Origin of the sequence: Trichocoleus sp. FACHB-6, assembly GCF_014695815.1 — a bacterium.
GTDB classification, from domain to species: domain Bacteria; phylum Cyanobacteriota; class Cyanobacteriia; order Cyanobacteriales; family FACHB-T130; genus Funiculus; species Funiculus sociatus.
This window is the reverse complement of sequence record NZ_JACJOY010000090.1, coordinates 1-26670: the sequence shown is the minus strand read 5'-3', so window position 1 is coordinate 26670 and position 26670 is coordinate 1. Positions and strand designations below refer to the sequence as shown.

Sequence of the window (26670 nt, the reverse complement as noted above, 5' to 3'; positions counted from 1 at the left end):
ACCATTACATAGCTAGTGTTGCGTTTCCAACGCTCAAACCAACCTACTGATAAGCTGTCAATTGGGAGAGCGCGATCCCCTTTATGCGAGCTTGGCTGCCACAAAGGCAGTAAGGGATTAAACTGCAAAGACCATATAATTCCTATTCCTTATGCTGAATCGAGAAAAATCTTGCCGAAACAATGATTATAAAAATTTCTTTTGTAAAGCAGATAAGGTAGACAATTTATTTGATCTCAATAAAGGGATGACTTATAAAGACGTTATTAATCAATATATTTCGCTTCAAAATAAAAAGTCACCCAAAGATGTTGTTATTCATTTTCCAATCAATCTAGCTGCTGAATTTCAGCCAATTTCAAAAACAATTTCAATAAATACACCTCTCAAGGGAGATGAGATTCCATCGAAACTTCTAACCGTTCAGATGTGCCTGCTAAGCATGGATTCTCCTGAGAAAACTTTAGTTTATTCAATTACTCCAAAACCAGAAGCAAAGCTAATTAAAGCAGAATTAGACTTCATACCCTTACAGTTATTTATAGAAGAACTTGACTTTGAAGTAAAAATTCTGCATGGAAGAGATTGGTATGAGGCAAAGACGAAACATTACCCAACGCTCAACATTGTCATTTATTGCTTTTCGGGAAAACAAAGTATCTTTAAGCTCTTCCGTCGCTACACACTAGATAAGGCTAAGAGCCAATCCAGAGTAGGTGGGGCTGGACTTCAAGAACTTTTAAAGCAAGTTAAAAGTGGATTTCTCAATGAATCAAACTCATACTTGCACGCAGGTAATAAGACCTGGTTAAATCAATCTATTGAACTTCCCTACCTGTTAATAGCACCAATTTTTTCGACGGACTCCGGTTGTTCCTCAATTAGACAAAAGTTTAAAGTCAGTGTCGAATTTATAGATGTATGTGCTATTCACGGGAATGGCAAAGATTTATCAGAAGTTGCCTCTAATGTTAAATCAATATACATACCCAAAATTAACAAAGAAGATGAAGATAACATCCAAGATATTTACGAGCGTGACTGGGAGCGTTTTTTAGGGTTTGCCAAATCAAAATGTATCTATTATGACATTTTGGTGAAATACAATGAAAAGATGCAAACAGTCTATCATGACTTGTCTGTGCCAGATTTTAAACCTCCGAAGCTGACAATTGGTGCTACAGTTAGAAATTTACTAAAATCTGCTGTTATTAATAAAGTTAAACAAGTTAATCCAGAAATTGCTCCAATAAAAATTAAAGATTTAGTCGAAAAATTAATGCGGTATGGTTCTTCTAAGCACTTACAAGCATTATTTGAAAATGAAGTATCAGAAAAATTTAGAGGCAAGCAAGACAGAAAATCCCAAAAAGAAAAACAAAATAGGCTAAATGAAAAGCTTTTGCTGACAAAAGTAATTGGCGGGCGAACTTGCTGTGGGCAACCTTTATATATTTCTAAGTTTGATGAGAAGGAAGTTATTTGCGACTCAGATATTAAGCAAGCTTATCCAACAGTTATAAAACAGCGTGAGCTTCCACTGGGTTATTTAGAAGTAGTTAGAGACATACCACTTAAAGAATACATAGAAAAACATCGCGGGAATGCAGCAGAAAATTTAGAACTTGTTTATGTAACTGTTGAAGGGGGAGAACTACCAGAGTCGCAAAACTTTCTTCCATCAGTGACATACAGAACGTCAAAATATTTGAATGAAGAGGAGAGTATAGAGCCTAGCGACACCCGTATTTATACTCATCAAGTTATTCAATCGCCCTTTACAACTTCTACTTTTTATTGGTTAGATTACGTTGCTACGCCTCAACTTAGAAAGTATATCAAAGAGAATGGGAAAGTTTTAATCGGAGGTTACTATCCCAAAGACAAATTTGTACCTTTAGAAAATTTAGCCGAAAATTTGGATACTTTCGATGAAGAGCAAAAATGGACAAAGGTTGCACTAGGAGAAATACTTGTTAATAAACTTATCAAATTACGGAGCGAAAATAAGAAGAAAAGTCAGGGAGGTACGGATGAAAGCGAAGCAATGAATAATCTTTACAAGCTGATGAACAACACAATTTACGGTGCGTTCTCCAGCAGAAATTTCGACATTTGTAATCCCATCGTAGCCAACAATGTAACCAGCGATGTTCGCTTGATGGTTTGGTGTTTGGAAACGGCTTTGGGAGGCTTTCAAACGATAACTGATGGAGTGTCCTGGTGTCTGAATCGTGTGCTGGTGGGAAGAAACACACGGTATAAACCTCAACCTCTTCACTCACGCCACCACTTAGTTCATCGCTTACCTTGTCAGACTGCTGAAGAGCGCTGCCGCCAAGGCTGGAATTGGGCGGCTATAGGGAATGCAAAGAGTTATCAATGGCGCGATGCTGATATTCTAGAGTTACGTCAAGGTGAATCAAGTTTCATTGAACACTGCCAGATGTATGACGATGATGGCAAACCTAAACGACATCCTCTACTTAAATGTATAGATGAAGAGTTAATTCCAAAACATATTAAAGCTTGTTTCCCCAAAGATTTTATCGAAAAATTTATAGATAAGCTTAAATTTGAAGTTGAATCTAAAGGTTTATACACCAGCCTTACTACCGATGGGGCAGCAAACTATCTCTTGACGCCGCCGAAGTCATACCCAAAACCAGACAACGAGCCAATTATTAAGCGTCGAAGTCATAAGACTAAACAAGGAAAAGGAAAGGAAGTATTTACAAAATACTACCTGCAAGATATATGCCATAATCCAGAGCGCGTTACAATTCCGATGCCTTATACCGACTATGAGATGGTATCGTGTGGAGATTATAAACAGCGATACGAGTCTCATTACAAGTATTCAATATTAATACCTGGGGACTATGAGCCAAAGGTCAAGAGTTTTCAAGCCTTCCAACTCTATCAATTCACCTTCCGCACGCACGATCAATACGAAAAATTCAGAAAAGAACATGGAAAAGCCAGAAAGAAATATGGTTTGTCGGCAGAGCGATATCACTTGTGCTTAGGCGAGAACGGTGAAGTGGATAATGATAACTGTCATATCAACTACAAACAAATGCTGGAAGAGTATGACAGTGCGCTATGTCCTCAGAAAGTAAAAAGGTCTTCTGACTCAAAGCTATATCCTACTTACCGCAGTTATCAAAATGGGAAAAACCGCACTCGCTTGCGGAAGTATGGATCTTTGCTGCCAGCTCAGACACCGAAACAAAAGAAGGATAAATTGAATGAAGAATCTCGTCGGCTGTTTGACTATGAACAGTCGTACAGTGAGGAATTCTCATTGATGAGTGATGGGAGCATATCGGTGAGGGTTAAGGGTAAGTCCCTTAAAAGCTCAACCTGATCGAGGGCAATAGATACAGACGACCAGACAGTTACACTACCGAAAGTTAAATCAGTGCAGTGGATTTCGCCCAAGCTATTGATAGATAAAGCTTACGCTGCGTTTGACTCTTCATTTTGACTACAAAATCCTGCATATATTTGGGGTATGGTCAAAAGCGCCAGTGGTGAAACCGTCGCCATCATCAACTCATCGGTGCGACTGACCAGTTGCGGTAGGTTCACGTCGGCTATCATCGACGAAAGCAAAGCCGATGCCTTGCTGAGGCTCGCGCATATAGCACCCGTAATGGTTGCTGGTTTGTATAAGTCTGATGGTACGCTCGACCTATACCGCCTCGATGAGGATGGAGCTTTGAACCACACTGCCATACGGACTGAGAAACACACACCAGTTAGTTATGTAAATCAACAGAAAGTCTTGAGACGACTCATCGAGATTCCTTTTAGTAGTTGCTGGATGTTCAGCTACCAGCAGCGCTGCGTCAAGCTCCAGCAACGTTGACACACTCATAGCTAATCCCATACCCCAAATAAAAGCCGCACTTTGTAGTCAAAGTGGTTAGTTTGATAGTCTCAAGCGCTTATAGTGTAAGAATTTTTTGCAAATTCCTCTTAGCGATAGCCAGAGTCAACCACGAGTTGGAATCATATGATGACGACCTGTAACCCCACCCAGTGATCGCGAAACTGAACTACAGCCAAAACCCTCCCCCAAATGTCTCATCCTCTTCCTTGAGGAAGCTAATCAATCTAGAGTGCCAATCAACCACTCTCAGCCCTTTACCGAAGATTCAACCGGAATCATCAACCCATCAGACGCGCCAATTACCGTGAGGGACATCTGCGATCGCTGCGGAGTGCGATCGCTCATCACCGTAGGTTGGTTAACGCCAGGAAACCTAACATCTACTCTTGTCCAACATCAACGCCAAATGCAGCGATCGCACTAAGCTAGGAAGATAGCAAACCCTATAAATTCAGCATGGCGAGGCGAGACATCTACCACGATACAGTTAAGCGTGCCTTACAAAAGGATGGTTGGACAATTACCCATGATCCATTTCCATTGCAAATAGGCAAGAAGCGCTTATCTGCCGACCTCGGTGCAGAACGCCTCATTAGTGCCGAAAAAGGACTCCAAAAAATTGTTGTTGAAGTCAAGAGTTTTGTCGGACAGTCTGATGTCAAAGATTTGGAGCAAGCTTTGGGGCAGTATGTCCTCTATCGCCAAATCCTTAATGAAATGGGTATAGAGCGAATTCTCTATCTTGCCGTTTCTCGTCCTACCTTCAACAGCGTATTTACCATAGAATTAGGACAAGTTCTGCTAAAGAACCAAATTATTAGGTTGATTGTCTTTGATGATGAAAGTGAGGCGATCGCGCAATGGATACCCGATTGAACTACCGAGACATCATTAAAAAAATACTACAAGAACACGCCCAATATCGAGCTTCCCTGCCTGACAGTTATAACTCTCAAGTTCTATTTGATGATGAACGAGGACGCTACTTAGTCTTGGATATTGGCTGGAATGACGACAAGTATCTACACACTACGCCGATTCACCTAGATTTAATTGATGATAAAATCTGGATTCAATATGATGATACCGAAGAAGGTATTGCTACCGATTTACTAGAAGCAGGCGTTCCTAAAGAAGATATTGTACTTGGGTTTCGCCATCCCAAAATACGGGAGTATACAGGCTTTGCAGTGGCTTGATTGTAGATTCAGTTAACCCAGGAAACCCAACATCTACTCCCGTCCAACATCAACGCCAAATGCAGCGATCGCATTTTAGGATTGGCGAGGATAGCGATCGCTTAATTTATCAATCGCGCCAGATCCTAATTGGTAAGCATCGGAAATGCACTCGGTAAAGATGGCATTCAAGTCAAATCCAGGGAAAAATTGACTCTGCTGAACTAAAATGTAGCGCTCATCCTGAAACTGGTAAATTTCAATTTTCTGTCGGCGGATGATCCAAAGTTCACTGACTCGATAGGGCAGATAATCATTAACGCTGGTGAATGAAGTAATATCACACTCAATTGCCAAATTGGGTGGCGGATCATTACTCCAGTCAATTCGACGTTTTCCCACTACTGGTAACTCACCGATATAGAAAAAATGGTCAGGGATGACACCACTATGCTCAGGCAAATCCATCGTGGTTTCATGGTAAGAGTCGAACCTCAGCCCCTGATGGCGTAGCAACACCTTTACCATGTCCATGATAATGTCGAGTTGCTTACCATGTTCAGGCAAAGGAACCATGAGTAATAGTTCTCCATCGCGGTACTTGATGCGAGGGGAAGTGCGATCGCCTAAATGTTCAAGCATTGCTTGATAATCCTGCCAAGTTCCAGGGACTCTTACCACTGCCCCTGCTGGCAGTTCGATAGCATTTGGTTTAACGATCACCTTAATCATCGCCAGCCTGCTCGATCACTTAAGAATCATTATCGCTCTTTAGTAGATGTTAGGTTTCGCAATGCACAACCCAGCCTACAGGCGATATTTGATCTGCTTGGCTTTACTATCGCGATCGCACTATACTGCTCACCCACTATCCACCTTGCACCCGATCTCAGCAACTTTTAGATGGAGCGATCGCATCTTGACAGATGCCTCTCAAAACGAGAGTATAAAAGAACAATTTATATATTTATCGCATATGAAAGTAAAGACAAATGCACCTAATTTCGGTTCGCAACCTCCGCGCTGATGCTGACCAGTACCCCGATGTCAAAAAGCAAATCGACGCATGGTACGCAACCGTCAACAAGGCAGAATGGCAAAACTTGGAGGACGTTCGTAAGATTTACCGAGATGCTGAAGCCGTTGGCAACTTCACTGTCTTCAACATCAAAGGCAATGACTATCGCTTAATTGTCGGTATCGACTACGAAAACCAAACGGTTTACTACAAATACTTTTTAACTCATGCCGAATACGACAAGGGCAACTGGAAAAATGACCCTTACTTTTGATCAAGCTGCTTATTGCAATCTACTAGCTGAAGTCGCTCCCAAAGTGATTGAGACACAAGAGGAGTACGATCGCATCTTGGCAGTGACAGAACGGCTTACGTTTGCAAAAAATCGGACTCCAGAGGAGCGAGCTTTGCATAAGTTGCTAGTGACGCTGATTGAAGCCTATGAGTCACAGAAGTATCCAATAGATAAATCTTCGCCTCATGAAATCCTCCAACACATTCTGGAATCCAGTGGTACTCGTCAAGCTGACTTGGTGGGTGTTATTGGATCGAGTGGCGTAGTGTCCGAGGTGGTGAATGGCAAGCGCTCAATTAGTAAGGCACAAGCCAAGGCGCTAGGCGATTACTTTAAAGTATCGCCGACGCTGTTTATCTGATGCTTTTGTCAAATTATTGAGCTTGATGTTCGACGGATAAATCTTTCTGAACCATTGGAAAAATACTATCCATCATCCCAAAATCTTGCTTGCTGGGTGTGTTTAACTTAACTGCGATCGCATTTCAGGATTGGCGAGGATAGCGATCGCATTAATGATACCAGCGATGACGAAGTATAAAACTGGTGGGTTTCCTTGGTCAACCACAACCTACGGGCGATATGCGATCGCACTTGTTGTCCTCCCTTTTTAAGGAGGGCTAATAAAACTTGTACATGGCGTACTTTAACAAAATCTCCTGATTTTGGATATTGAAACTCAGTTATAAATATTATGCAGAGATTGCTGAGAATGAGTTTCATCTTTATGAGGTTGCGATCGCTGAAGCTGCTCTTAGAGTTAATAGTTGCCTCTATTTAGGGAGATTAAGCCAGTGAATTCAGATATCAATCTTTTCTCACCTGTAAAGCTTGGCCCTTACACGCTTGCAAATCGAATGGTGATGGCACCAATGACTCGTTTACGGGCAATTGAAAGCATCCCAAACTCGCTGATGACCGAATATTATGCACAACGGGCGAGTGCAGGACTGATTGTTACCGAATGTACAATGGTTTCGCCCCTTAGCCTGGGATACATGAACTGTCCGGGCATTTACTCCTCAGAACAAGTTGCGGGTTGGCGGCTGGTTACGGATGCGGTACATCAGAAAGGAGGGAGAATTTTTCTGCAACTGTGGCACTGTGGACGGATTTCCCATCCTTCTTTGCTAGGTGGGGAGTTGCCAGTTGCACCAAGCGCGATCGCACCTGTCGGAGAACTGCACACCCCTATAGGCAAGGTGCCAATGGAAACACCCCGCGCATTGGAAACGCCCGAAATTGCAGAGATTATAGAACAATTCCGCAAAGGTGCTGAAAATGCGATCGCTGCTGGATTCGATGGAGTTGAACTTCACGGTGCTTTTGGCTACCTGATCGATCAGTTTCTTCAAGATGGCACCAACCAGCGCACAGACGAATATGGGGGTTCAATTGAAAACCGCGCCAGATTTGTTCTAGAAGTTGTCGAAGCCGTCGCAAGTGTCTGGGGTGCAGATAGAGTGGGGATTAAGCTTTCACCGAGTAACACATTTTACGGGATGTACGACTCAAACCCAAAAGCAACCTTCGGTTATGTAATAGATGCCCTCAACAGCTTTAATCTTGGCTATCTCCACCTGATGGAAGCAAATGAAACTGATTTGGCAAGCCGCGATGTTCTGAACCCGATAACACCTATCTTCCGCCCGATTTACAAAGGAACTTTGATTACCAATGGCGGCTACGATCATCCGAAAGGAGATAGTATTCTTGCCAGCAAAGGTGCAGATTTGGTTTCCTTTGGCAAATTGTTTTTGGCAAATCCTGACTTACCAAAACGTTTTGAAGTGAACGCGGCTTTAAATACGCCAGATCCGAAGACATTCTACGCCCCAGATGCAAAAGGATACACCGACTACCCATTCTTAGAACTTCAGCACAATTAACATAAGGGTAAGGATGACATCGGGGAAGCCCAATCTCTACCGTGAGAAGTATTGACGCAGTTTCATCTAACTTGTAAAAACTGGACGAGAGCGATCGCTTGTTTCGACAGCGAAAGCACTGACGGATACGCCACCAACAAGGGAAAGGGAGAAAGCGATCGCACTATGGCTAAACCCGTAATTATGACAGTTGATGATGATCCGGAAGTCCTCAGAGCGATCGCCCGCGACTTACAGCGAGAATATGGCGATCGCTTTCGCGTCTTGCGTGCCGAGTCGGGAGCAGTAGCACTCGAAGCACTGCAACAACTGAAACTCCGCAACCAAGGGGTGGCGCTGTTTCTAGTAGATCAAAGAATGCCGCAAATGTCCGGGGTAGAATTTCTCGAACAAGCACTCTCACTATTCCCAAACACAAAACGCGCCTTGCTCACCGCTTATGCAGACACCGATGCAGCCATTCGCGCCATCAACACAACCCAGATCGATTACTACCTGATGAAGCCTTGGGACCCGCCAGAGGAAAGCCTGTACCCAGTTCTAGACGATTTACTCGATGACTGGCTGGCAAGCTTCCGGCCGCCCTTTGAAGGCATTCGCGTGATTGGGAACCGCTGGTCGCCCCATTCCCATCAACTTAAAGACTTCCTGGCTCGAAATCAAGTACCTTTTGAATGGTTGGATATCGAGTTATCACAAGAAGCACAACAACTCATTACCTACGCCGACTGTCATCAGCGACACCTGCCCCTTGTCCTCTTCCCCGACGGTACGAAAATCGAAAAGCCAACAAACATACAAGTTGCCGAGAAAATTGGGTTACAGACGCAAGCTGGAAAGCCATTTTATGACCTAATTATCGTTGGTGGCGGCCCCGCAGGCCTAGCGGCAGCAGTCTACGGCGCATCCGAAGGGCTACACACCGTCATGGTGGAACGAGAAGCCCCAGGCGGACAAGCTGGGACAAGTTCCCGGATTGAAAACTATCTCGGCTTTCCAGTCGGTTTAAGTGGAAGCGATTTGGCGCGGCGTGCAGTGACACAGGCGAGACGCTTTGGCGTGGAAATTCTCACACCCCAAGAAGTAACAGGCATTCGCGTCCAAGACCAGTATCGTTTTATTACCTTCGCAGATGGTAGCGAAATCAGTTGTCACGCCTTGATTCTGGCGCTTGGCGTGTCGTGGCGAAGGCTTGATGTGCCGGGGCTTGACCGTCTGACCGGGGCAGGTGTTTACTATGGTGCAGCCCAGACAGAAGCGCTATCTTGTCAGGATGAAGATGTTTACATCATTGGTGGGGCAAACTCAGCCGGACAAGCGGCGATGCACTTTTCTAAGTACGCCCGCCAGGTGACGATGTTGGTGCGGGGCGACTCTCTAACTAAGAGTATGTCTCAGTACCTGATTGACCAGATTGAGGCGACACCGAACATCACAGTACAGGTGCATTCCAGCGTTGTTGAGGCAAAAGGCGAGACGAGTTTAGAAGGTCTTACTATCGCCAATACTATGACTGAGGAAATGCAAACTGTTGGGGCCACTTCCCTGTTTATTTTTATTGGCGCAGTACCGCGAACTCAGTGGTTAGATGGCACCATTATGCGAGACGAGCGCGGTTTTATCATCACTGGGCCAGACTTGAAACAGGATGGACACCGCCCGAAGGGATGGACGCTGGAGCGCGATCCGTTTTTGCTGGAAACGAATATTCCCGGTGTCTTTGCAGTGGGCGATGTGCGTCATGGTTCGGTGAAGCGGGTAGCTTCGGGAGTGGGCGAAGGTTCAATTTGCGTTCAGTTTGTCCATCAATATTTGAGTAAAGTTGTGTGATGGAAAATTGGCTGGCTCGAAAAAGTAATGCTTTTCCAGGCATTCAGGGAAGCATTAACGTGTTCACCCTTTCATCAACGCCCTAAAATAAACCATACAAGCGATCGCTTTGTTGATTAAGGGAAAGCGATCGCTTGACAATTACAGATAGCGGTTGAGAGGTTAGCGATCACTTAGCGTACTGGAGGTGATTGCCTTCTCACTGAAGGGCAACCATACTCTAGCTTCTTTCAAGATTTTCTTGATGCTACGTTCCAGATGCTCAAATGCTAATTTTGCATTTATCATTGCCGGAGTTAGATAAATGTGAGGAAGAGGACAATATTTATGCTCAATATGCAGTTGGCTCCTCTCCCATAAACTCAATATCGTTGCTTGATAAACTCTCAAAGCTCAAACAAATTTTACAGGCTCTATGTTTTTGCTCTGCTTCCTTACGAGTGTTGTAGCACAAGATTTCTTTCATTTCCTCTGGCTTTACTCTTTCAGGGTAACGATTACATTTTCTACTAAAGTGATAAACACCTGTTTGATTCAATGCCCTGAAGGGCCCACCTTGAACTAACTCCCCGGAAACAGCTTCCAAAAGCAATTGAATCTTTTTTATAATTTTTAGCTTAGGGTTTCTCTTAATCTCTTCTTCTAAATCACTTAAAATTGTTTCTATTGAAGATGCAGCATTTGGAGTTAAATCCCTGAACTTTGGGATTAAAAAAATAAATATTTTTTCAGTATACATTAAAGTTAATTTAGGATTATCTTTAATCCTTTCTAGTAACTCAATAAGGAAAGATTTAAAAGAGTGTTCTAAGATAAAATTACTATTGGTATGCCGAACTACCAACTTACCTACAATTCTATCGGCAATTATATAATTATTATCTTCTGCCTCATTAAATATCTTGAACCGCTTTTTAAAAGATTCAAGCCGTGGATAAGAATTCCCGTCATTTTTCTTGAGTTCTCTAATCAAACTTCTTTGTTCGTATAGCACTTCTGTAACCCACAGCAGGCGTGATGTACTTGCTAAATCTTGATCTTCGCTAATTAACATATCAATTAGTTGAGTAAGAACTCCTGCTTGGGAGTCCAGCTCGTTCAGAATTTTAGCCTGTCCACAACCTTCTAGATCGACTTCCAAATTTAATCTGTGAGTGAGTTCTTTGCGTTGGCGTTTAATTTCCTGCCCTAAATCACCTTTGAATGTATGCTCTATAAGTGATGTTATTGTTCTTAGTGGAAAGGCTCTTGGAGCTTTCAAGCCTAAAATAATCCATTTGAAAGCTACCTTTAAGAGAAACCACAGCGCTTTAAAGTAATTCCCAAATCTTTGCCAACCCCAATCTAAATAAGTCCAATCTGAGTCAAAAGCTTCAGCATCATAATCTAAAAGTTCTGACCAGCGTGTATCAGATTTGTGAAAATCGTTATGAAGCTTTTCAAGAGCTGGTAATTCAGAGAAGATTAAATCTACTGGTACTGCTCCACCTCCCAAATCAGAGCTTAGTCCACGACTAAATTTAATAACTCCACAGACTTTACCACTACTCTGGTTTAGTAAAGGTGAACCACTTAATCCTGGTCGAACTTGACCACCCTTTAGCTTAATTCGCTGAATTGAACCTCCTGTAAGTCCTTCGCACTCAAGAGTGACCGGGTCACCTTCAGGGAAACCTTCCTTATCATCAGTGTAGCCATACGTGTAGCATAAATCCCGTGGTTGAATTCCTGTTCCTAAGTAGACGCAAGGAAAACTATCTTCTACGTAAGTTTGAAGGATTGCTAAATCAATTTCTTTAGAGAAGCAATGCTTAATTTGTGCCTGAATAGGATGAGCGTAACCATCAGGAAAAATCTCAACAAACTCGCCAACAGACTTCTTGATTACATGGGCACAGGTTAAAATAAGTTTAGGTGCAAAGAAAAAACCAGTACCATAACTCTTTCCTTTCGATATTTCTACTTTTACTGTGCAAGCTTTCAGTAGCTGATCTAACCTTAAAGACATATAAAGGTCATCAGAGTATTTAAGTTTCTACGGATTCCCCCACTCCAAAGTTATCTCCAGATTGGCTTTTCCAGAGCCTTTAACAATAGCAGCAGTTAGTTTTCCAGATTCAATACTCATCTCAAGTCCAAATTTAACACTTGCTTTTTGAGGTTTAGCTTTCTCTAAGGTGTCTTTAAGGGCAGTTGTAATTCCTTCTAATGCAGTAGCAATATCATTGAAAGGAAAAGTATCAAAAGCTACATCTATCCTACCTGATTCCGAAACTTCTATATTAATCACTGCACCGTTAGGAAGCTCTACAGGTACTTTTTCTGTTGTCATCTCGCTTTCACGCATTCATTTACCTGTGTAAAAACCCATCATATTCCAGGCTAATCAAAATTTTGCATTCAGGCAACGCTGGAATCATAGAAACACCTTGTCTCTATGATTCTATTCAAGCAAAGCGCTGACCAACAGTGTCCACAGAATAGGTAACATTGGACTCCATCCGGCATTTTGTATGCGATGTCGCGTAAGAAACGTCCCTAGAATAGGCTTTAAACCTATCTGCATGGCTGAATAATAAACTCCTGTTGATGAAGGTGGAGGATATGCAATCAGTCTTTTCCTTCAAGCGGCGGGGTGCTGACAACAAGATGGGGCAACTACCAATCGATCTGCTGGTACACGCAATCGCTGTAAGTACCTGGTTGAGGTAAAGAAAGCAAACAGAGGAAGCGATCGCTCTTGTTGGTGTGGTGAGTGAGATCGCGTCTCCAACAAGGTTTATCATCACCTACCTCTACAGCTATTGGAGAGAGTGTTTTAATCGGACTCTTCAAAAAGAGACGGAAAGTTGCGACGACCACTCACAACACGCAAAATTTCAATGCCATCATCCAAAACTCTGTAGAAAATGATATGACCTTCAAGAGGCAATCCTCGCAAGTCAGCGCGGACTTTTGCGTAGCTTTTACCACTATTTGGGAAAGAAACTAATTGCTGACACTTACGGTTGAATTCACGGAAAAATTGCTCACCCGCTTCAATGCTAGTCTCGGCAAAGTAATCGGCAATCTCACTGAGATCGCGACTAGCGAGGATATTGATAACGTAGCGACTCATTCTTGTGCCTGACGAGCTTGTTGAAACCGTTCTAGAATTTGGGTTACAAAAGTTTCACCGTCAATCGGTGGTGTATGGTCTGATGCCGAAATTGCCGCGTCAATTTTTTCTCGCACATCTTCCACCCATTCAGTTTCAGCGCGATCGTACTCATCCAGCAAGCGTAGGGCCACTTCAAGAACTTCTTCTGCGGAGCGGTATTTTCCAGCTTGAAGCTTGGTTTGAATAAAGCGCTCTTGGTTGGGTGTGAGGCTGATGCTCATAAAAAACCTCTATCAAGCTATCCACTATTTTAAGTCGAACATGATTGCTTTCGATCGCACATTAACCCTCACTCGCCTTTCTAGCGGGATCGTGTAAGGCAAGGGTAAGGTGAACAGCAGGTGCGATCGCACTGACGGAGCGAGTTGGAATAAAAATGATAGCTCCAACTGCCTCTGGCAAAGGATTTAGATGAAGGCGATCGCTAATAATGTTTGATAGAGCGTAGTCCGTAATTATACTTAAAATACCCTGATGCCTCAGTTTTCCTAATACAACAATTCCAGATTACTGATTGAATGATTCCTGTTAATAATCAAATTTTTAGTATATATAAATACCTGTAGACTATTAATCGTTAATTTCATCACTAGGCTAAGCGATCGGGTAGCTAACATATCATTCAAACTTATGAAATTGCATTTCATCCCTAAAGGTTGGTGGCGATCGCTCAAGTATCTCTTGTTAATGTTTCTGGCATCATTGATCGCCGTATTGCTGGCTGGCCACCCCATCTCTGCGATCGCGCAAAGCCCAATGCCAGAACTAGAAGCAATCGAGCAAAGCCCAGTACCAGAAGCCACCCCTCAGAAACATTTTCAGGAAATTCGCGGCGTTTGGATGACCAACAATGACACTAAAATCCTCAGAGATCGCCCCAAACTGCAAAATGCTGTAAGTCAACTGGCGCAGCTAAACTTCAACACAATCTATCCTGTAGTGTGGAATTCTGGCTATACGCTTTACGAGAGTGCCATAGCAGAACGGGAAGGCATTCAATCTTTTGTCAGCAAAGGTTTACAGGGACAAGATATCATCGCTGACTTGATTGCCCAAGGCCATCGCCAAGGCTTGCTAGTGATTCCCTGGTTTGAGTTCGGTTTCATGGCTCCCCCGATATCGGAACTGACATCAAAACATCCTAATTGGATTACGCAACGCCGTGATGGTAGCCAAACTTGGATTGGCGCTGCGGGTGAAGTTGTGTGGCTCAATCCGTTCCATCCAGAGGTGCAGCAATTTATCACTGATCTGGTGCTGGAAGTCGTCACTAAATATGATGCCGATGGTATTCAGTTTGACGATCACACCAGTTTGCCCAATGAATTTGGCTACGATCGCTACACGCTTGCTTTGTATAAACAGGAAACCAAGAAAAATGCGCCTTCCAATCCTAAAGATCCTGCATGGGTGCGCTGGCGTGCAGATAAAATCACAGCATTCATGACACAGCTCAATAAAGCCGTAAAAGAGAGAAAACCCAACGCCATTTTCTCCGTTGCGCCTAATCCCTACGTCACTGCTTACAATACTTATCTGCAAGATTGGCTGACTTGGGTGCGAAAAGATATCGTGGATGAGTTAATTGTGCAAGTTTATCGTCCCAATCTGCAAAGTTTTCTCGACCAGCTCATCCGCCCGGAAATTCAAGAAGTGCAACAAAAAATTCCCACTGGAGTTGGTGTCCTCACAGGCTTAAGAAGGAAGCCTGTTTCGATGCAACTGATTCAGGCTAAAGTGCGGGCAGCTCGCGATCGCGGTTTGGGTGTAACTTTCTTCTATTATGAAAGCCTTTGGGACGATGCACCAGAACCCATAGCTGAACGGCAATCTAATTTTCAAAGTCTCTTCAACTTCCCGGCTTCCCGCTTTGCAATTAGATAACCTGGCAATCTTGTAAGCAAGCTATTGCTTGCTTTGCCTCCATGCAGTCAAAATCCACCGATACGAGCGATCGCTTGCGTGAATGAAGCAAGCGATCGCTTTTTGCTCTCAACCTATCAATAAAGCTGATTACCTGACGGGGTTGTCACCCCGTCAGTGCCATGCCCCTACTGTTTGACCACGATTCAGCCTTCCCTAAGTAAGACTAACTATAAATTAGAGCCGTCCCTCTGGCAGAGGATCTAGATGAAGGCGATCGCTAATATTTTTATTGGGTTATCGAAAAATTTGGGTTAGGTGAAATAGCACCTTACTTACTTCTGCTGGGTTGAGTAGTTTGGAGACTTGAAGCTATGCGCTGGGAATTCGGTCGTAAAAGCAGCAACGTTGAGGACAGGCGCGGGGGTGGGGTTTCTGGCCCTCTAGTTGGGGGTGGCATTGGGACAATCGTTCTGGCGGTGATTGTTGCCCTCTTGGGGGGCGATCCCGGTGCAGTGTTGCAGCAGGGACAAGAACAAGTACCGAGCGATCGCACCTCTTCTCAGTCTCCTCGAACACAATCAACGGCTGCGAACGATCGCATGGCTGATTTCGTTTCGGTTGTCTTGGCAGATACAGAAGATACATGGGGGAACCTGTTTCGCCAAAACGGAGAAAACTATGTCGAGCCGAAGTTAGTTCTCTTCTCAAATTCGGTACAGTCGGCTTGTGGTTCTGCAAATTCTGCTGTTGGGCCGTTTTATTGCCCCGCCGATCAAAAAGTCTATATTGACTTAAGTTTTTATCAGGATTTGAAGTATAAGCTCAACGCACCCGGAGACTTTGCCCAGGCGTATGTAATTGCTCATGAGGTTGGGCATCATGTCCAGAATTTAATGGGAATTTCGAGTAAAGTTCGTACCTTACAGCGTCAAGCTAGTCGCGCTGAGGCGAATCAACTTTCAGTCCGGTTGGAGTTGCAAGCAGACTGTTTTGCTGGGATCTGGGCGCATCATGCCAATCGTTCCCGGCAAATCTTGGAAGCAGGCGACATTGAAGAGGCGCTGAATGCTGCTAGCAGTATTGGCGACGATCGCTTGCAGAGTCAGTCCACAGGGCGTGTTGTCCCGGATTCTTTTACGCATGGTAGTTCAGCGCAGCGAGTCCGCTGGTTTAAGCAGGGTATTCAGACGGGAGATCCTGCACAATGCAACACCTTTGCAGCAGCAAATCCTTAAACGTTTTATGGTGTTCTGAATTTTAGTAGGAAGCGATCGCATTCTTAATGAAGCGTTGATTGGATATTTGGATGGCTTAGGGTAGGGTGATGAGTGATAATGCATCAATGTGTGAGATCGCACTCAACAAACACAAGATAAATGCGATCGCTTCTAGACTTCTGCTTGCTATCACAATGAGGTGATGCTGAAACGAACAACTACCATAATATTGAAGAGGTATGCGCCGTCTACTTTGAAAGATTAGGTTCCACAACATTTGGGAAACTTTGAAAATTGCGCCGCACCCAGTCCATACCCACCTCATTATTGAGTTTAATTTTCTGAGGCGTATTCGGATAAATTTTACCCAAAATATCAGCATCTTGATCAACTACCACTTTGCCAAACTTGAGATATGCCCTGCCAAATAGCTTAAAGGCAGGGTGTTTGGCTTGACCAAATAGCAAAATGTAAGTCCTTGTGCGGTTCTCGGCTTCTGGGACAAAGATGTGACACTGGACTGCTTTACCTAATGGCATTTCACCATGAAAAATCACGATAGATGGGAAGTAGTTTTCCAGGTGGGCTTTGATGCTTGTCGGGAGTAGAAATAAATCGGGTTTTCTCAGCTTTTCTGCCAAGCTATAAGGGGCAGTGGGCATATCATAAAACGCATGGGAATGATGCCCATTGTCAATGAATTGATGAAATTCCACATTAGTAACCCGGAATAATTCCCGGTGCGTACCGTTTTGGTGATTATAGTCGTGCATATTCAGCAACATAGTCAGCAAATCAGTCTCTACACTTGTATCTGCGGTATGCCCGACAAAGTAGTAGGTATCTGCAATCTCATTCAGCACTGTGGGAATCGGCACTTTTGGCTCGTATCCGCCGTAAGACCAGATGAAATCTCCTTGAATTGTTAACTCTAAAGGTTTCAGTTGAGGCAACGTTTTCTTTTCCGATCCCGGCAAAACGGTGCATCCTTCTGAATCAAACGGCAAGGCATGAAACGGGCAGACGACCGTACTCGTACCATCAATGTGTGTTTCGCACCATCCTTCTGACAACATTGCTCCCATGTGAGGACAGGCATTCGGCAGGGCATGGATTGCTCCAGCAGCGTCTTTCCACATTACATAATCATTACCATACAGAGAAATTTTCCGAGGTTGGTTCACTACCAACATCGACTTGTGCGCCAACAACCAGGGCGCACCGAAAAGCATAGACTGCATAATGTTCTCCGGTAGAGATAAAATTGTGAGAAATCCGTCGTGTTTTTAGAATATGACAGAATATTCACATTCGTCAAGCAGTCTGCGCCGTCAACCCAAACAGCAGCGAGGTAAAGAACGGGTCGAAAAAATCTTGGATGCAGCGGCGGCAGTGTTTGACGAGGTGGGCTATGAAGCTGCAACCACCCATTTGATTGCAGCCAAAGCGGGGACGGCGATTGGGTCTGTGTATCAGTTTTTTCCCGATAAAGCTGCCATTTTTAATGCGATGGAATTACGCCATACCGAGAGTGTTAAGGCCATGTGGTCGAGGGCAGATACGCCAGAGATGGTTCGATTACCACTTCGACAGATGATTCATGGATTGGTCAGCGCGATCGCACAGATGTTTGAACAGCCTGTGTCACGGGTGGTGTTTGTGCAGTTTTTTATATCTCGCCAGATTTTCCAGTCGATCGATGAAAGCATGACTCAAGAAGCAATTGACTTCATGGCTGGTCTCTTAAAGCAAAGAAATTCGGCATTGAGTAAAGCGCAATGTAGTCTACTGGCAGAGGTTTGCGTCCACAGCAGTAATGCTGTTCTTCTGTCGGCACTTCGCAACCCAGAGCAACAGCATCGTCAACAGTTGGTGCAGCAGATTGAGGACTTGTTGGTGTCATATTTAGAGCCGTATGTAGGGGACGGTCGGCTGGGCGATGTAATGAAAGTAATGAAATGTCCGCTTTGTCAATCTGAGCAGTTATCTAAAAACGGGTATCGAAGGGGGAAGCAATGCTATCTCTGTAAGGAATGCGGGAAACAGTTTGTGGAGAATTTCCAGCGTTTCTGACCCTCGTTAGCTAGCAGTATCAATCGCCCTTACGCCACACACCAAAAAAAGCGATCGCAATCCCCAAAGCGCGATCGCTATCTCTTATTCATGGTTGCGATCGCGTAAATAAGAATTAGTCCACTGGGTACTGCGTTGAGCCGTGCAGTAGGTTTTTGTGGTAGGTAAACTGAAGTTGAAGTTGGTTTTAACTTCGGAATTTAGTCATGCTTCTTCAAACTGATCGCCTGCTGCTGCGCGAATTTACGGAAGCCGACTGGCCAGCCGTTTTAGCATATCAATCCACCCGTGCATACCAACGCTTTTATCCAGAGTCCGGGCGCACTGAGGCGGACGCTCGTGCCTTCGTTAATCGCTTCCTCCAGTGGCAGCAGGAGAAGCCCCGATGGAGGTATCAGTGGGCAATAGCTCTACAAAAACAGGACAAGCTGATTGGTAACTGCGGCATCCGTAAGAGCCATCCCGATGCCCCAGAAGCAGAAATTGGGTGTGAATTGGCTCCTGAGCATTGGGGCCGGAATTATCCGGTTGAGATGGGTCGCCTGCTACTGCGCTTTGGCTTTACAGAGATTGGCCTGCATCGCATTTACGCACACTGTATCGCTGAAAATAGAGGGGCGGTGTCATTGGCGCAGAAGCTTGGCATGAGCCAAGAAGGTCGGTTGCGAGAGAATGTGAGCATCCGGGGACAGTGGCACGACACCCTCGTATACGGCATCTTGAAGCAGGAATGGGAAGCAAAGGTTGAAGAACAGCAGGCGAACAAGGGGTTGTGTTAGCGTGCGACCTTAACCTAATTCTCATTAGGACTCTGACTTAGATACCAACGTTCATGTGTGCCGCCATCGGTGGAGGAGTTAGGAGCGAGTGTGGGAGCAACAGGAGCCATGCCCTATATTCAAGGATACAGTCGCACCGAAACACGGCAATTTCCACGTTGAGCGGGTCTTTAGATGGCTTAGGGTAGGTTGATGACCGTAGACGCTTGAGCGGCTTGTCGTCAGGCATGGCACCAACAAACATCTACAGTTAAAACCAACCTACGGCAAAATAAAAGGGAGGTCAACACTGGGGCGGCTATGTCTAAGAAGAAAAAGCACAATCTCCAATGGCTCAAGGAAACCCTAGAGCTAAAAGAAGACCACAACTGGAAGTCAAAGCCCGGAACTCGGATCTTTGTAGCAGGACGAGGAGCGTTGCGCTTCGATGTCCCTGAGGATTGGCATTTTGAACCGGATGAGAAGTCATTCCGGTTTCTAGACAAAAAGCCACCGAATGATGATGCTCGTTTAGAAGCTTCCTTTAATTTATTGCCTCCTGGCAACTGGGCAGATTTTCCCCTGGTTCCCCTATTAAAGAAGGTGGTTAAAGATGATGAGCGTCAGCCTCTAGCGCCAGGGGAAATTATTCAACTCAAGCGTCAAACTGCTCGTATCGTTTGGACTCAATTCAAATTTATTGACCCTGAAGAAAAGCGCGAAGCTTATTCGCGAATCTGTATTGGACTAGGTTCTGGTGTTCAGTGTCTGATTACTTTTGACTACTGGGTGGACGATGCAGATCGCTTAATCCCCGTGTGGGATACGGTTATGGAATCGTTAGTTTTAGGGCTTTATATCCGCGATCCTCGAACTGGACTCGCATTACCCGACTAGAGGTTGGGAAGTATAGGAGTGCGTGCAGCAAAAACTCACTTATGCGATCGCATTCTTGATCAAGCCAGAGCGATCGCACTGGCACTCATTCATAGTTATACTGCTCAGTCCGTCTCGCATCCCCTGAATGCCGTTAGACAGCAACGCTAACTTGTTGACGGATGGGAATCTGAATCGCAAACTCGCTTCCCTCACCAGGAGTGGAGAAGCATTCCAATTTACCGCCATGTTTTTCCGTAATAATTTGATAGCTGATGGACATCCCCATCCCCGTTCCCTTCCCAATCGGTTTAGTTGTGAAGAAGGGATTGAATATGCGTTGCTGAACGTCTTGGGGAATACCAACTCCATTATCCGCGATCGCTATTTGCACCCATTGCGAATCAATCACTGAAGTGGAGATAGTGATTTGATCGGGATGGTCTTTTTTCTCCTGATATGTGCAATTGGCTTTGGTTTCTTCGAGTGCATCAATCGCGTTTACCACGATATTCATTAAGACTTGGTTGAGTTGTCCCGGATAACACTCCACAAGGGGCAACTTTCCATAGTCTCTAATCACTGCGATCGCTGGGCGGTCTGGTTTTGGTTTTAGCCGATGTTGCAAGATCAGCAGCGTACTTTCAATTCCTTCATGGATATCCACTTCTTTCATGTCCGCTTCATCCAATCGAGAGAACGTCCTTAGCGATTTAACAATTTCTCGTATGCGTTCAGTCCCCAATTTCATAGATGAGAGTAACTTCAACATATCTTGGTTGATAAACTCTAAATCTATATCAACAATTTTGGCTTCAATTGCAGGTGTGGGAAGGGGATATTCCTGCTGGTAAAGCTGCACTAACTCTAGAAGATTCTGAGCATATTCATCGACAAAGGTGACATTGCCATGAATAAAGTTGACCGGATTATTAATTTCATGCGCTACTCCAGCGACCAATTGCCCCAAACTGGACATTTTTTCGGTTTGGATTACTTGTGCTTGAGTACGCCGCAAATCAGTAAGGGTTTGTGAGAGTTCTGCCGTCCTTGCTTCAACTCGATTTTCTAATTCGGCGTTAGTCTGTTCCAGTTCGTTAAAGGAATCTTGTAACTGAGAAGCCATGTGGTTAAAGGACTGTGCCACCGCATCTAACTCTTTGATGTTGGTAGTTTCCACCGTTTGGTCTAACTGCCCAGTAGCGATCGCTTCGGATGCTTGGCTCAACTTTAAGATCGGACGAGTAATCCAGCGTGATGTGTAGATTCCTAAAATCGTTGCTACTGCCAACGCTCCCAGACACAGGACAATAGTTGTGCGAGTGTTGGCATTAATTTGGGAATTGAAATCAGATTCCGGCACGGTGACAACCACCAGCCAGTCTAAGCCAAAGCGATCGCGCCAGGAAGTTACCTGAATAAACTGACGCTGCCCGTTGAATTTCACCTCAATTTCTTGAGTATTTTGAAGGGTTTTAAAATTATTAAATTGTTGTTTTAATTTTTCTGCTACGGCACGAATCAACGGATCTGGGGTTTCTAGCACACTCAGGCGTTTTGTCTCACCATTGACTTTGTGTACCACTGGTTTAGTGCTAGAACTGCCAATCAGCAAGCCATCGCGTTCCATGATAAAAATTTGTCCGGAAGGGCTAACTTTCAGGTTGCGAAGAAATTCACTCACATTCGTTAGCAGCAAATCTACCATCAAAAGGCTGCGTAGCTTGCCCTTCTCGTCATAAATCGGATATCTAGCAGGAACTGCAACATAGTAATTAAGACCAACATCCGAAGTGTCATTTTGGTTTTGTATTGCCTTGCCTGCTTCCGTAATCTGTACCGTGTTCTCAAATGCGTATGTGTAGATAGCAGCCCAAGCTGGCTTACCTGTTTTGATAATGTCTTTCACTCCTGGTGGCAATAAAGGATCAGCCTGATAACTCTGCACAAGGCTTTTCCGATTTCCCCGTTGATCGGCGGTGTAATCCGATGCTGCACCATTTCCAGGGAGATTTTCATAAACCAGGAGATTCACGCCATTAACCCAACGCCCAGCGCCTGATTCGGCACCATTCGGTAGAGCATAGCCAATATAGCTAAGGGTTTCAAATGCTCTAGCTTGACTCCAGAAATACTGCTCGCTAGCTTTGGGGTCGTTCAGATTCAATTGTCCAGAAGCGATCGCATCTGCATTGATTTGGTTCAACTGCTGTGGCAGTGCCAAATAAGTATCCAAGTGTTCGTCAACCTGCTGACTGGCTTTGTCAATTAGTTGATTAGCTAGGTCATTGACTGCTTTCTGCCCGTTTCTAAATGAGAGATAGCCAACTAGCCCTACCGCTGCAAATATTTGTAATAAAAAGGGAACTATCACAATCAGCCGCAGGGGGAACTGTTGAGTAGCCTTAGCAGCATAGCCAGGTTTGGCATTCATTGGCGTTACTCAGAGAACACAACGTTATACATAATTTTAGAGTTCCCAAATAGGTTAGTTTCCTAACGGCTTTTGAAGATATCGTTCAATTTTAGGCTGAATGGCATTGTCAAGTTAATCATGCAGCAATGCCAAAACACCCCATTCTACCCCAACAAAGCCAAGGTGAGGATTCAGTCCTTGCAGCTTAACAAATCGAAATATTGTGAAGTTAGTGTGAATTTGGTTGCTGATTTGGGAAAACAAATTGAAATATTGTGAAGTTAGTGTGAATTTGATTGCTGATTTGGGAAAACTACTAATAAGGTCACAAGATTTTCTGCTGCTGGCACTGATAACGTGGCTATACCGTTAGACCTAGGTGAACGTACTTCCAGGTTATTCAGTGCTGGGCGGGGATTTTGGGGCTAATTCAATCAGGGTCATGCAAGCAAAGTCGTAGGTAATTAGGTATGGAATTTTGTGGAACTCACCTTCTTGTGGAATTCAGTGATTGCCGTAACACAGAACTTCTAGATGATCTAAACAAAATAGAAGAACTGATGCGAGAAGGATTGAAAGTAGCCAATTTTACATTAGTGCAACTATTCAGCCATAAATTTTATCCAATTGGGGTGACTTCAGTGGCGATCGTCAGCGAATCTCATGTTTCGATACATACCTATCCTGAGACGGGTCATGCCTCAATTGATATCTTTCATTGTTCAGATGGTTCGCTTCAAGTGTTACGCCTGATGGACTATCTAAAGCTTCACTTTGAGCCATCTCAGTTTTCCTATGCTGAGGCTACACGAGGTCGCAATTTAAAAGTCTCGACAAGCACTTCAGCTTGTTTGCTTCAGTCTGTAGCTTAGAAGTCAAGTAGCGCCAACTTTGAGAACTCCACAAACCAAACAACTCTCCGAGATTTCCAAAATGAAAGTATGCGTTCTGCAACCTGACTATTCTCAAGCAACGGTAAACTTTGACTCCTACACTTCACCGAGTTATTTTCCCAATCTAAAACCAGAAGATGAAGTAAACTCTGTATTTCTCAATAAAGCGACGATCTACCGTCAGTTAAAAGAGTTGAAGAAAGAGGGTTACGATATCTTTGTCAATCTTTGCCGAGGTTATAGACATTGGGATGTTCCTTCTTGCCATGAGGTAATGAGCGCATTGGAAGCGCTGAAACTTCCGTACACGGGTTCTGCGGCAACTTTGTATGATTCTCCTAAGCAGGAAATGAAGCATATTGCTTATTTTGCAGGAGTTGATACGCCAGCCTTTTGGGTTGCCGAAACGCTGACTGATGTAGAGAATGCCTCTGTTGAACTAAATTTCCCTTTGTTTGTCAAGCCAGCAGCATCCGGAGATGGTCTGGGAATTGATGCGCGATCGCATATAACTACAAAAGAGGCTCTGTTAAGCAAAGCCACTGAATTAATTGCTGACTTCGACACCATCCTGATTGAAGAGTACATTGCTGGACGCGAGTTCACAGTGCTTTTGGTTGCTAACCCAGACGATGCTTGTTCGCCTATTGTGTATCAACCAATCGAGTTTGTTCCGCCCAAGGATGAGCATTTTCAATCTTACGATCTAAAACTCCGCCAAAGTCATCCAGAATGCTATGTTCCTTGTGACGATCCGCAGCTTGAATTAAGTTTGCGAGATGCGGCTAGACGGCTATTTTTGGAAATGAATCAGGGTGGTTATGCTTCGATTGACTTGAGAGTTGACGAGAATGGAGAAATCTTTTTCTTAGAAGTCAATTCTCCTTGCGCTGTTTTTGGTACTCAGGGTCATGAAACGGTAGCGGATTATATTCTGAAATTTGAGCCAGCAGGTCACGCGGGATTTTTCAACCAGATAATTGCAGAGGGAATTACTGGACACCAGCGCCGTCAAAAGAAATATCGCGTAGGAAAAAGTGCGATCGCAACTTATGGCATTTTTGCGACTCAGGATTTCAAAACTGGCGATGCGATCGTGCCAGGAGAAGCAAGAACACAACGCATTGTCACCCGTTCTCACGTTCAATCTCGCTGGACTGAAGCAGAGCAAGGATCTCTATTGCGTTATATTTATCCTTTGGGTGAAGATATTCTGGTTTTGCGTGACTCAAATCCTGGGAACTGGATATTACAAAACCACTCTTGTGACCCCAACACCGGGTATCAGGGACTCGATCTGATTGCGCTACGGGATATCAAAGCGGGTGAGGAATTGACCGTAGACTTTGCTGCATTCTGCGGTGAAGACATGGAAGGATTTCAGTGTATGTGTGGATCTCCTAAATGTCGCGGAGACATTCAATTCGCATCTTGTTGCAAACCGAGAAAAAATTCCACCTATTCCCTAAATCTGATGCAGACAGAAATGCTTGCACAACGGGTATTGGAAGCTTCCACTCAGCCTTGATAGTTGTCAATGATACCAACAAAATTCTGTATGCAAATGACAGATCAACATCAAACAAACTCAGCCGAAGTGGAATTGACCCAAGCAGTCCATAACTTGGCATATCAATTAATCAGCCAAGCTGGTCAGCGTGTCAGCGAACGATTGACCGCGTATATGGCGCTACCCCACCAACTGAATCAACTGAATGCAGACATAGTTGCTGCGGGTCAACTGGATCTCAACGATGCGATCGCTTGCGAGCAACATTTATGGAGGCTTGCTAAAATCTTTCCCAGTATTAGCTATATTGGTTTTGCCTTAACTGACGGCAGTAAAGAATCAGGCGCTGGAAGATGGATTGAGAGAACACAATTGTCGGTTTACGAAAATCGGAATTTCAAAGGCTGCGATTATGCAACCGATGAACAAGGAAACCGCACCCATCTAATCCAAAGCTATGATTATGATGCTCTGTCGCAGCCTTGGCATAAGCAGGCACTTGAGGCAGGTAAACCGATTTGGACTCACATCTTCACGGCTGATATTGATGATGTAGAAGTTGCTGATGAACAGTCTGTGCAACCTGAAGATACCTCTTCTAATGTCGGTTATCAAAATTATGTTGCGGTTAATGCCGAACGTCCACTCTATGACAAAGATGGCAAGCTGTTTGGGTTAGCAATTGTTGATGTGCTGCTAAGCGAAATCAGCAAGTTTCTGGGTACCCTGAAAGTTACTCCTTCTGGACAAGTTTTTATTATGGAGCGCGATGGAATGTTAGTCGGCAGCGGTGATGAGCATTCCATTGTGCATAGAGTGGATGGCAGATTGGAACGGTTTAATGCTCTCAACACGCCAAATCTAGCAATTCGTTCCATTGCTGAAGAGTTGCAAAAACGGTTTAACAACTTTCAAACAATTCAGGAGCAACAGTTTGATTTCTCATTAAACGGTGATCATCAGTTTGTTTATGTAACTCCTTGGCAAGAGGAATATGGATTGAACTGGCTTGTGGTTGTTGGCGTACCTAAATCTGATTTGATTTGATTGCGGATAGCCATCCTGCTTTAATGTGAGCAGTAACATTTCTTTTGTAGAGACGGGCATGGCACGTCTCTACAAAGATTAAACGGTCTAATTATTCTTTGAATGTGAGGTTGTTGAATAATGCAAGGGTGGATCTTACCAACATTAGGCGCTTTAGTCGTGTGGGGATTTTGGGGATTTATTCCTAAACTGACCACGACCTATTTGCAGCCCAAAAGCGCGATTGTTTACGAAGTAGTAGGCGCTTTAATATTAGGAATAATCGTCCTCGTTTCTTCACGATTCCAACTGGATGTACATCCTAAAGGGATTGCATTTGCTATAACCACGGGGATGCTGGGTTTTCTAGGTGCTTTTTGCTTCCTCATGGCAGTTTCTAAAGGCCCAGTTACTTTGGTAGCAACGATGTCTGCTCTTTACCCCGTTATCAGCATCCTTCTGGCGGTATTTATATTGCATGAATCAGTCACACTCCAGCAGAGCGTGGGAATTGCGCTGGCTATTTTAGCAATGATTTTAGTGACGGCTTAGGGATTTATCAAAATAGCTAGTTGTAACGAGTCTTTGAGCTAGTTATTAATAAAAGGCGGGAACTTTAAGTTAATTGCTAGGGCGCGATCGCGCCCTAGCGCCTATAGAACCCATTTGACATCTTAAGAAGTGGCTGAAAGCCTCTTAATCATTAACCTGATGAAGCAAAGGTTGATTTTGGTTGTGGCATTGGCTAAGGTTCGCTTCCCCGTTCT

General features: G+C 44.2%; 25 protein-coding genes and 3 pseudogenes. 21 read left to right on the top strand and 7 right to left on the bottom strand.

Annotation, left to right across the window (positions count from 1 at the left end; all coding sequences use genetic code 11):
• Positions 1 to 151: 151 nt before the first annotated feature.
• The 5 genes from H6F66_RS17185 (at position 152) to H6F66_RS17165 (ending at position 5097) form a co-directional block, all read left to right on the top strand.
• A complete protein-coding gene (locus H6F66_RS17185; protein WP_190423515.1) occupies positions 152 to 3370 on the top strand; it encodes a hypothetical protein in 3219 nt (1072 codons plus the stop codon).
• 147 nt (positions 3371 to 3517) lie between these two features.
• Positions 3518 to 3874 (top strand): hypothetical protein, encoded by a 357-nt coding sequence (locus H6F66_RS17180; protein WP_190423513.1) that lies wholly within the window; start codon positions 3518 to 3520, stop codon positions 3872 to 3874.
• Positions 3875 to 4127: 253 nt separating this feature from the next.
• A complete protein-coding gene (locus H6F66_RS17175; protein WP_190423511.1) occupies positions 4128 to 4322 on the top strand; it encodes a hypothetical protein in 195 nt (64 codons plus the stop codon).
• 32 nt (positions 4323 to 4354) lie between these two features.
• The gene (locus H6F66_RS17170) at positions 4355 to 4774 is read left to right on the top strand and encodes a XisH family protein (RefSeq protein WP_190423509.1); all 420 of its coding nucleotides are present in this window, start codon (positions 4355 to 4357) and stop codon (positions 4772 to 4774) included.
• Entirely contained in the window at positions 4759 to 5097 is a 339-nt protein-coding gene (locus tag H6F66_RS17165) for a XisI protein (RefSeq protein WP_190423507.1), read from the top strand. The genes H6F66_RS17170 and H6F66_RS17165 overlap by 16 nt, the downstream gene beginning before the upstream one ends.
• 75 nt (positions 5098 to 5172) lie before the next feature.
• On the opposite strand, the gene H6F66_RS17160 is transcribed toward H6F66_RS17165, so the two are convergent.
• Complete coding sequence (locus tag H6F66_RS17160) at positions 5173 to 5808, bottom strand: Uma2 family endonuclease (RefSeq protein ID WP_190423505.1); 636 nt, start codon at positions 5806 to 5808, stop codon at positions 5173 to 5175.
• A 260-nt stretch (positions 5809 to 6068) separates the two neighbouring features.
• Between H6F66_RS17160 and H6F66_RS17155 the strand changes: the two genes are divergently transcribed.
• The 4 genes from H6F66_RS17155 to H6F66_RS17140 all read left to right on the top strand — a co-directional run bounded on the left by H6F66_RS17155 (position 6069) and on the right by H6F66_RS17140 (position 10108).
• Positions 6069 to 6368, top strand: a complete 300-nt coding sequence (locus H6F66_RS17155; RefSeq protein WP_190423503.1) for a type II toxin-antitoxin system HigB family toxin — start codon at positions 6069 to 6071, stop codon at positions 6366 to 6368.
• Complete coding sequence (locus H6F66_RS17150) at positions 6352 to 6750, top strand: transcriptional regulator (RefSeq protein ID WP_190423500.1); 399 nt, start codon at positions 6352 to 6354, stop codon at positions 6748 to 6750. The genes H6F66_RS17155 and H6F66_RS17150 overlap by 17 nt, the downstream gene beginning before the upstream one ends.
• A 433-nt stretch (positions 6751 to 7183) precedes the next feature.
• The gene (locus H6F66_RS17145) at positions 7184 to 8278 is read left to right on the top strand and encodes an alkene reductase (RefSeq protein WP_190423499.1); all 1095 of its coding nucleotides are present in this window, start codon (positions 7184 to 7186) and stop codon (positions 8276 to 8278) included.
• Positions 8279 to 8443: 165 nt separating this feature from the next.
• Entirely contained in the window at positions 8444 to 10108 is a 1665-nt protein-coding gene (locus tag H6F66_RS17140) for an FAD-dependent oxidoreductase (protein WP_190423638.1), read from the top strand.
• A gap of 331 nt (positions 10109 to 10439) precedes the next feature.
• Here H6F66_RS17140 and H6F66_RS17135 read toward each other — a convergent pair whose 3' ends face one another.
• A complete protein-coding gene (locus H6F66_RS17135; RefSeq protein WP_190423497.1) occupies positions 10440 to 12116 on the bottom strand; it encodes a serine protease in 1677 nt (558 codons plus the stop codon).
• A 27-nt stretch (positions 12117 to 12143) separates the two neighbouring features.
• Positions 12144 to 12455, bottom strand: coding sequence for a CU044_2847 family protein (locus H6F66_RS17130; RefSeq protein ID WP_190423495.1), 312 nt, complete (start codon positions 12453 to 12455; stop codon positions 12144 to 12146).
• A 143-nt stretch (positions 12456 to 12598) separates the two neighbouring features.
• Between H6F66_RS17130 and H6F66_RS17125 the strand changes: the two are divergent.
• A pseudogene (locus H6F66_RS17125) lies at positions 12599 to 12784 on the top strand (hypothetical protein); the annotation flags it as partial.
• A 142-nt stretch (positions 12785 to 12926) separates the two neighbouring features.
• On the opposite strand, the gene H6F66_RS17120 reads toward H6F66_RS17125, so the two are convergent.
• A complete protein-coding gene (locus tag H6F66_RS17120; RefSeq protein WP_190423493.1) occupies positions 12927 to 13226 on the bottom strand; it encodes a type II toxin-antitoxin system RelE/ParE family toxin in 300 nt (99 codons plus the stop codon).
• Positions 13223 to 13489 (bottom strand): type II toxin-antitoxin system ParD family antitoxin, encoded by a 267-nt coding sequence (locus H6F66_RS17115; protein WP_190423491.1) that lies wholly within the window; start codon positions 13487 to 13489, stop codon positions 13223 to 13225. The genes H6F66_RS17120 and H6F66_RS17115 overlap by 4 nt, the downstream gene beginning before the upstream one ends.
• A gap of 409 nt (positions 13490 to 13898) precedes the next feature.
• Here H6F66_RS17115 and H6F66_RS17110 point away from each other — a divergent pair, with 409 nt between their 5' ends.
• Positions 13899 to 15152: a glycoside hydrolase family 10 protein gene (locus H6F66_RS17110; protein ID WP_190423489.1), complete on the top strand. Its 1254-nt coding sequence runs from the start codon at positions 13899 to 13901 to the stop codon at positions 15150 to 15152.
• A 353-nt stretch (positions 15153 to 15505) separates the two neighbouring features.
• Positions 15506 to 16369, top strand: coding sequence for a neutral zinc metallopeptidase (locus H6F66_RS17105; RefSeq protein WP_190423487.1), 864 nt, complete (start codon positions 15506 to 15508; stop codon positions 16367 to 16369).
• A gap of 230 nt (positions 16370 to 16599) precedes the next feature.
• Here H6F66_RS17105 and H6F66_RS17100 read toward each other — a convergent pair whose 3' ends face one another.
• Positions 16600 to 17592, bottom strand: coding sequence for a Rieske 2Fe-2S domain-containing protein (locus tag H6F66_RS17100; RefSeq protein WP_190423485.1), 993 nt, complete (start codon positions 17590 to 17592; stop codon positions 16600 to 16602).
• Between the two features lie 52 nt (positions 17593 to 17644).
• On the opposite strand from H6F66_RS17100, the pseudogene H6F66_RS17095 reads away from it, so the two are divergent.
• The 5 genes and pseudogenes from H6F66_RS17095 to H6F66_RS28965 form a co-directional block, all read left to right on the top strand.
• Positions 17645 to 18247, top strand: a pseudogene (locus H6F66_RS17095) (TetR/AcrR family transcriptional regulator); the annotation flags it as partial.
• A 57-nt stretch (positions 18248 to 18304) separates the two neighbouring features.
• Positions 18305 to 18409 (top strand): annotated as a pseudogene (locus H6F66_RS28460) (TetR/AcrR family transcriptional regulator); the annotation flags it as partial.
• A 221-nt stretch (positions 18410 to 18630) separates the two neighbouring features.
• Positions 18631 to 19203, top strand: a complete 573-nt coding sequence (locus H6F66_RS17090; RefSeq protein WP_190423481.1) for a GNAT family protein — start codon at positions 18631 to 18633, stop codon at positions 19201 to 19203.
• A gap of 300 nt (positions 19204 to 19503) precedes the next feature.
• Positions 19504 to 20079 carry a hypothetical protein gene (locus H6F66_RS17085; RefSeq protein WP_190423479.1) on the top strand — a complete coding sequence of 192 codons (576 nt, stop codon included), beginning with the start codon at positions 19504 to 19506 and terminating at the stop codon, positions 20077 to 20079.
• 18 nt (positions 20080 to 20097) lie between these two features.
• Positions 20098 to 20229 carry a hypothetical protein gene (locus H6F66_RS28965; RefSeq protein WP_277873944.1) on the top strand — a complete coding sequence of 44 codons (132 nt, stop codon included), beginning with the start codon at positions 20098 to 20100 and terminating at the stop codon, positions 20227 to 20229.
• Here the strand turns inward: H6F66_RS28965 and H6F66_RS17080 are convergent.
• On the bottom strand, positions 20213 to 22492 hold the full coding sequence (locus H6F66_RS17080; RefSeq protein ID WP_190423477.1) for an ATP-binding protein: 2280 nt from the start codon (positions 22490 to 22492) through the stop codon (positions 20213 to 20215). The genes H6F66_RS28965 and H6F66_RS17080 overlap by 17 nt on opposite strands.
• A gap of 452 nt (positions 22493 to 22944) precedes the next feature.
• Between H6F66_RS17080 and speD the strand changes: the two genes are divergently transcribed.
• The 4 genes from speD to H6F66_RS17060 all read left to right on the top strand — a co-directional run bounded on the left by speD (position 22945) and on the right by H6F66_RS17060 (position 26455).
• Positions 22945 to 23346 carry an adenosylmethionine decarboxylase gene (speD, locus tag H6F66_RS17075; protein WP_190423475.1) on the top strand — a complete coding sequence of 134 codons (402 nt, stop codon included), beginning with the start codon at positions 22945 to 22947 and terminating at the stop codon, positions 23344 to 23346.
• A gap of 61 nt (positions 23347 to 23407) precedes the next feature.
• Positions 23408 to 24895 (top strand): SET domain-containing protein-lysine N-methyltransferase, encoded by a 1488-nt coding sequence (locus tag H6F66_RS17070; RefSeq protein ID WP_190423473.1) that lies wholly within the window; start codon positions 23408 to 23410, stop codon positions 24893 to 24895.
• 30 nt (positions 24896 to 24925) lie between these two features.
• Positions 24926 to 25924, top strand: a complete 999-nt coding sequence (locus H6F66_RS17065) for a cache domain-containing protein (RefSeq protein WP_190423471.1) — start codon at positions 24926 to 24928, stop codon at positions 25922 to 25924.
• A gap of 120 nt (positions 25925 to 26044) precedes the next feature.
• Positions 26045 to 26455, top strand: a complete 411-nt coding sequence (locus H6F66_RS17060) for an EamA family transporter (RefSeq protein ID WP_190423470.1) — start codon at positions 26045 to 26047, stop codon at positions 26453 to 26455.
• Positions 26456 to 26670 lie beyond the last annotated feature (215 nt).

Coding starts and splice junctions, on each gene's coding strand:
- H6F66_RS17115 (WP_190423491.1), bottom strand. CDS start 13,489: ATGAGCATCAGCCTCACACCCAACCAAGAGCGCTTTATTCAAACCAAG.
- H6F66_RS17070 (WP_190423473.1), top strand. CDS start 23,408: ATGAAAGTATGCGTTCTGCAACCTGACTATTCTCAAGCAACGGTAAAC.
- H6F66_RS17110 (WP_190423489.1), top strand. CDS start 13,899: ATGAAATTGCATTTCATCCCTAAAGGTTGGTGGCGATCGCTCAAGTAT.
- H6F66_RS17100 (WP_190423485.1), bottom strand. CDS start 17,592: ATGCAGTCTATGCTTTTCGGTGCGCCCTGGTTGTTGGCGCACAAGTCG.
- H6F66_RS17120 (WP_190423493.1), bottom strand. CDS start 13,226: ATGAGTCGCTACGTTATCAATATCCTCGCTAGTCGCGATCTCAGTGAG.
- H6F66_RS17140 (WP_190423638.1), top strand. CDS start 8,444: ATGGCTAAACCCGTAATTATGACAGTTGATGATGATCCGGAAGTCCTC.
- H6F66_RS17090 (WP_190423481.1), top strand. CDS start 18,631: ATGCTTCTTCAAACTGATCGCCTGCTGCTGCGCGAATTTACGGAAGCC.
- H6F66_RS17105 (WP_190423487.1), top strand. CDS start 15,506: ATGCGCTGGGAATTCGGTCGTAAAAGCAGCAACGTTGAGGACAGGCGC.
- H6F66_RS17150 (WP_190423500.1), top strand. CDS start 6,352: ATGACCCTTACTTTTGATCAAGCTGCTTATTGCAATCTACTAGCTGAA.
- H6F66_RS17170 (WP_190423509.1), top strand. CDS start 4,355: ATGGCGAGGCGAGACATCTACCACGATACAGTTAAGCGTGCCTTACAA.
- H6F66_RS17060 (WP_190423470.1), top strand. CDS start 26,045: ATGCAAGGGTGGATCTTACCAACATTAGGCGCTTTAGTCGTGTGGGGA.
- H6F66_RS17180 (WP_190423513.1), top strand. CDS start 3,518: ATGGTCAAAAGCGCCAGTGGTGAAACCGTCGCCATCATCAACTCATCG.
- H6F66_RS17135 (WP_190423497.1), bottom strand. CDS start 12,116: ATGTCTTTAAGGTTAGATCAGCTACTGAAAGCTTGCACAGTAAAAGTA.
- H6F66_RS17160 (WP_190423505.1), bottom strand. CDS start 5,808: ATGATTAAGGTGATCGTTAAACCAAATGCTATCGAACTGCCAGCAGGG.
- H6F66_RS17080 (WP_190423477.1), bottom strand. CDS start 22,492: ATGAATGCCAAACCTGGCTATGCTGCTAAGGCTACTCAACAGTTCCCC.
- H6F66_RS17165 (WP_190423507.1), top strand. CDS start 4,759: ATGGATACCCGATTGAACTACCGAGACATCATTAAAAAAATACTACAA.
- H6F66_RS17130 (WP_190423495.1), bottom strand. CDS start 12,455: ATGCGTGAAAGCGAGATGACAACAGAAAAAGTACCTGTAGAGCTTCCT.
- speD (WP_190423475.1), top strand. CDS start 22,945: ATGGAATTTTGTGGAACTCACCTTCTTGTGGAATTCAGTGATTGCCGT.
- H6F66_RS17085 (WP_190423479.1), top strand. CDS start 19,504: ATGTCTAAGAAGAAAAAGCACAATCTCCAATGGCTCAAGGAAACCCTA.
- H6F66_RS17185 (WP_190423515.1), top strand. CDS start 152: ATGCTGAATCGAGAAAAATCTTGCCGAAACAATGATTATAAAAATTTC.
- H6F66_RS17155 (WP_190423503.1), top strand. CDS start 6,069: ATGCACCTAATTTCGGTTCGCAACCTCCGCGCTGATGCTGACCAGTAC.
- H6F66_RS17065 (WP_190423471.1), top strand. CDS start 24,926: ATGCAAATGACAGATCAACATCAAACAAACTCAGCCGAAGTGGAATTG.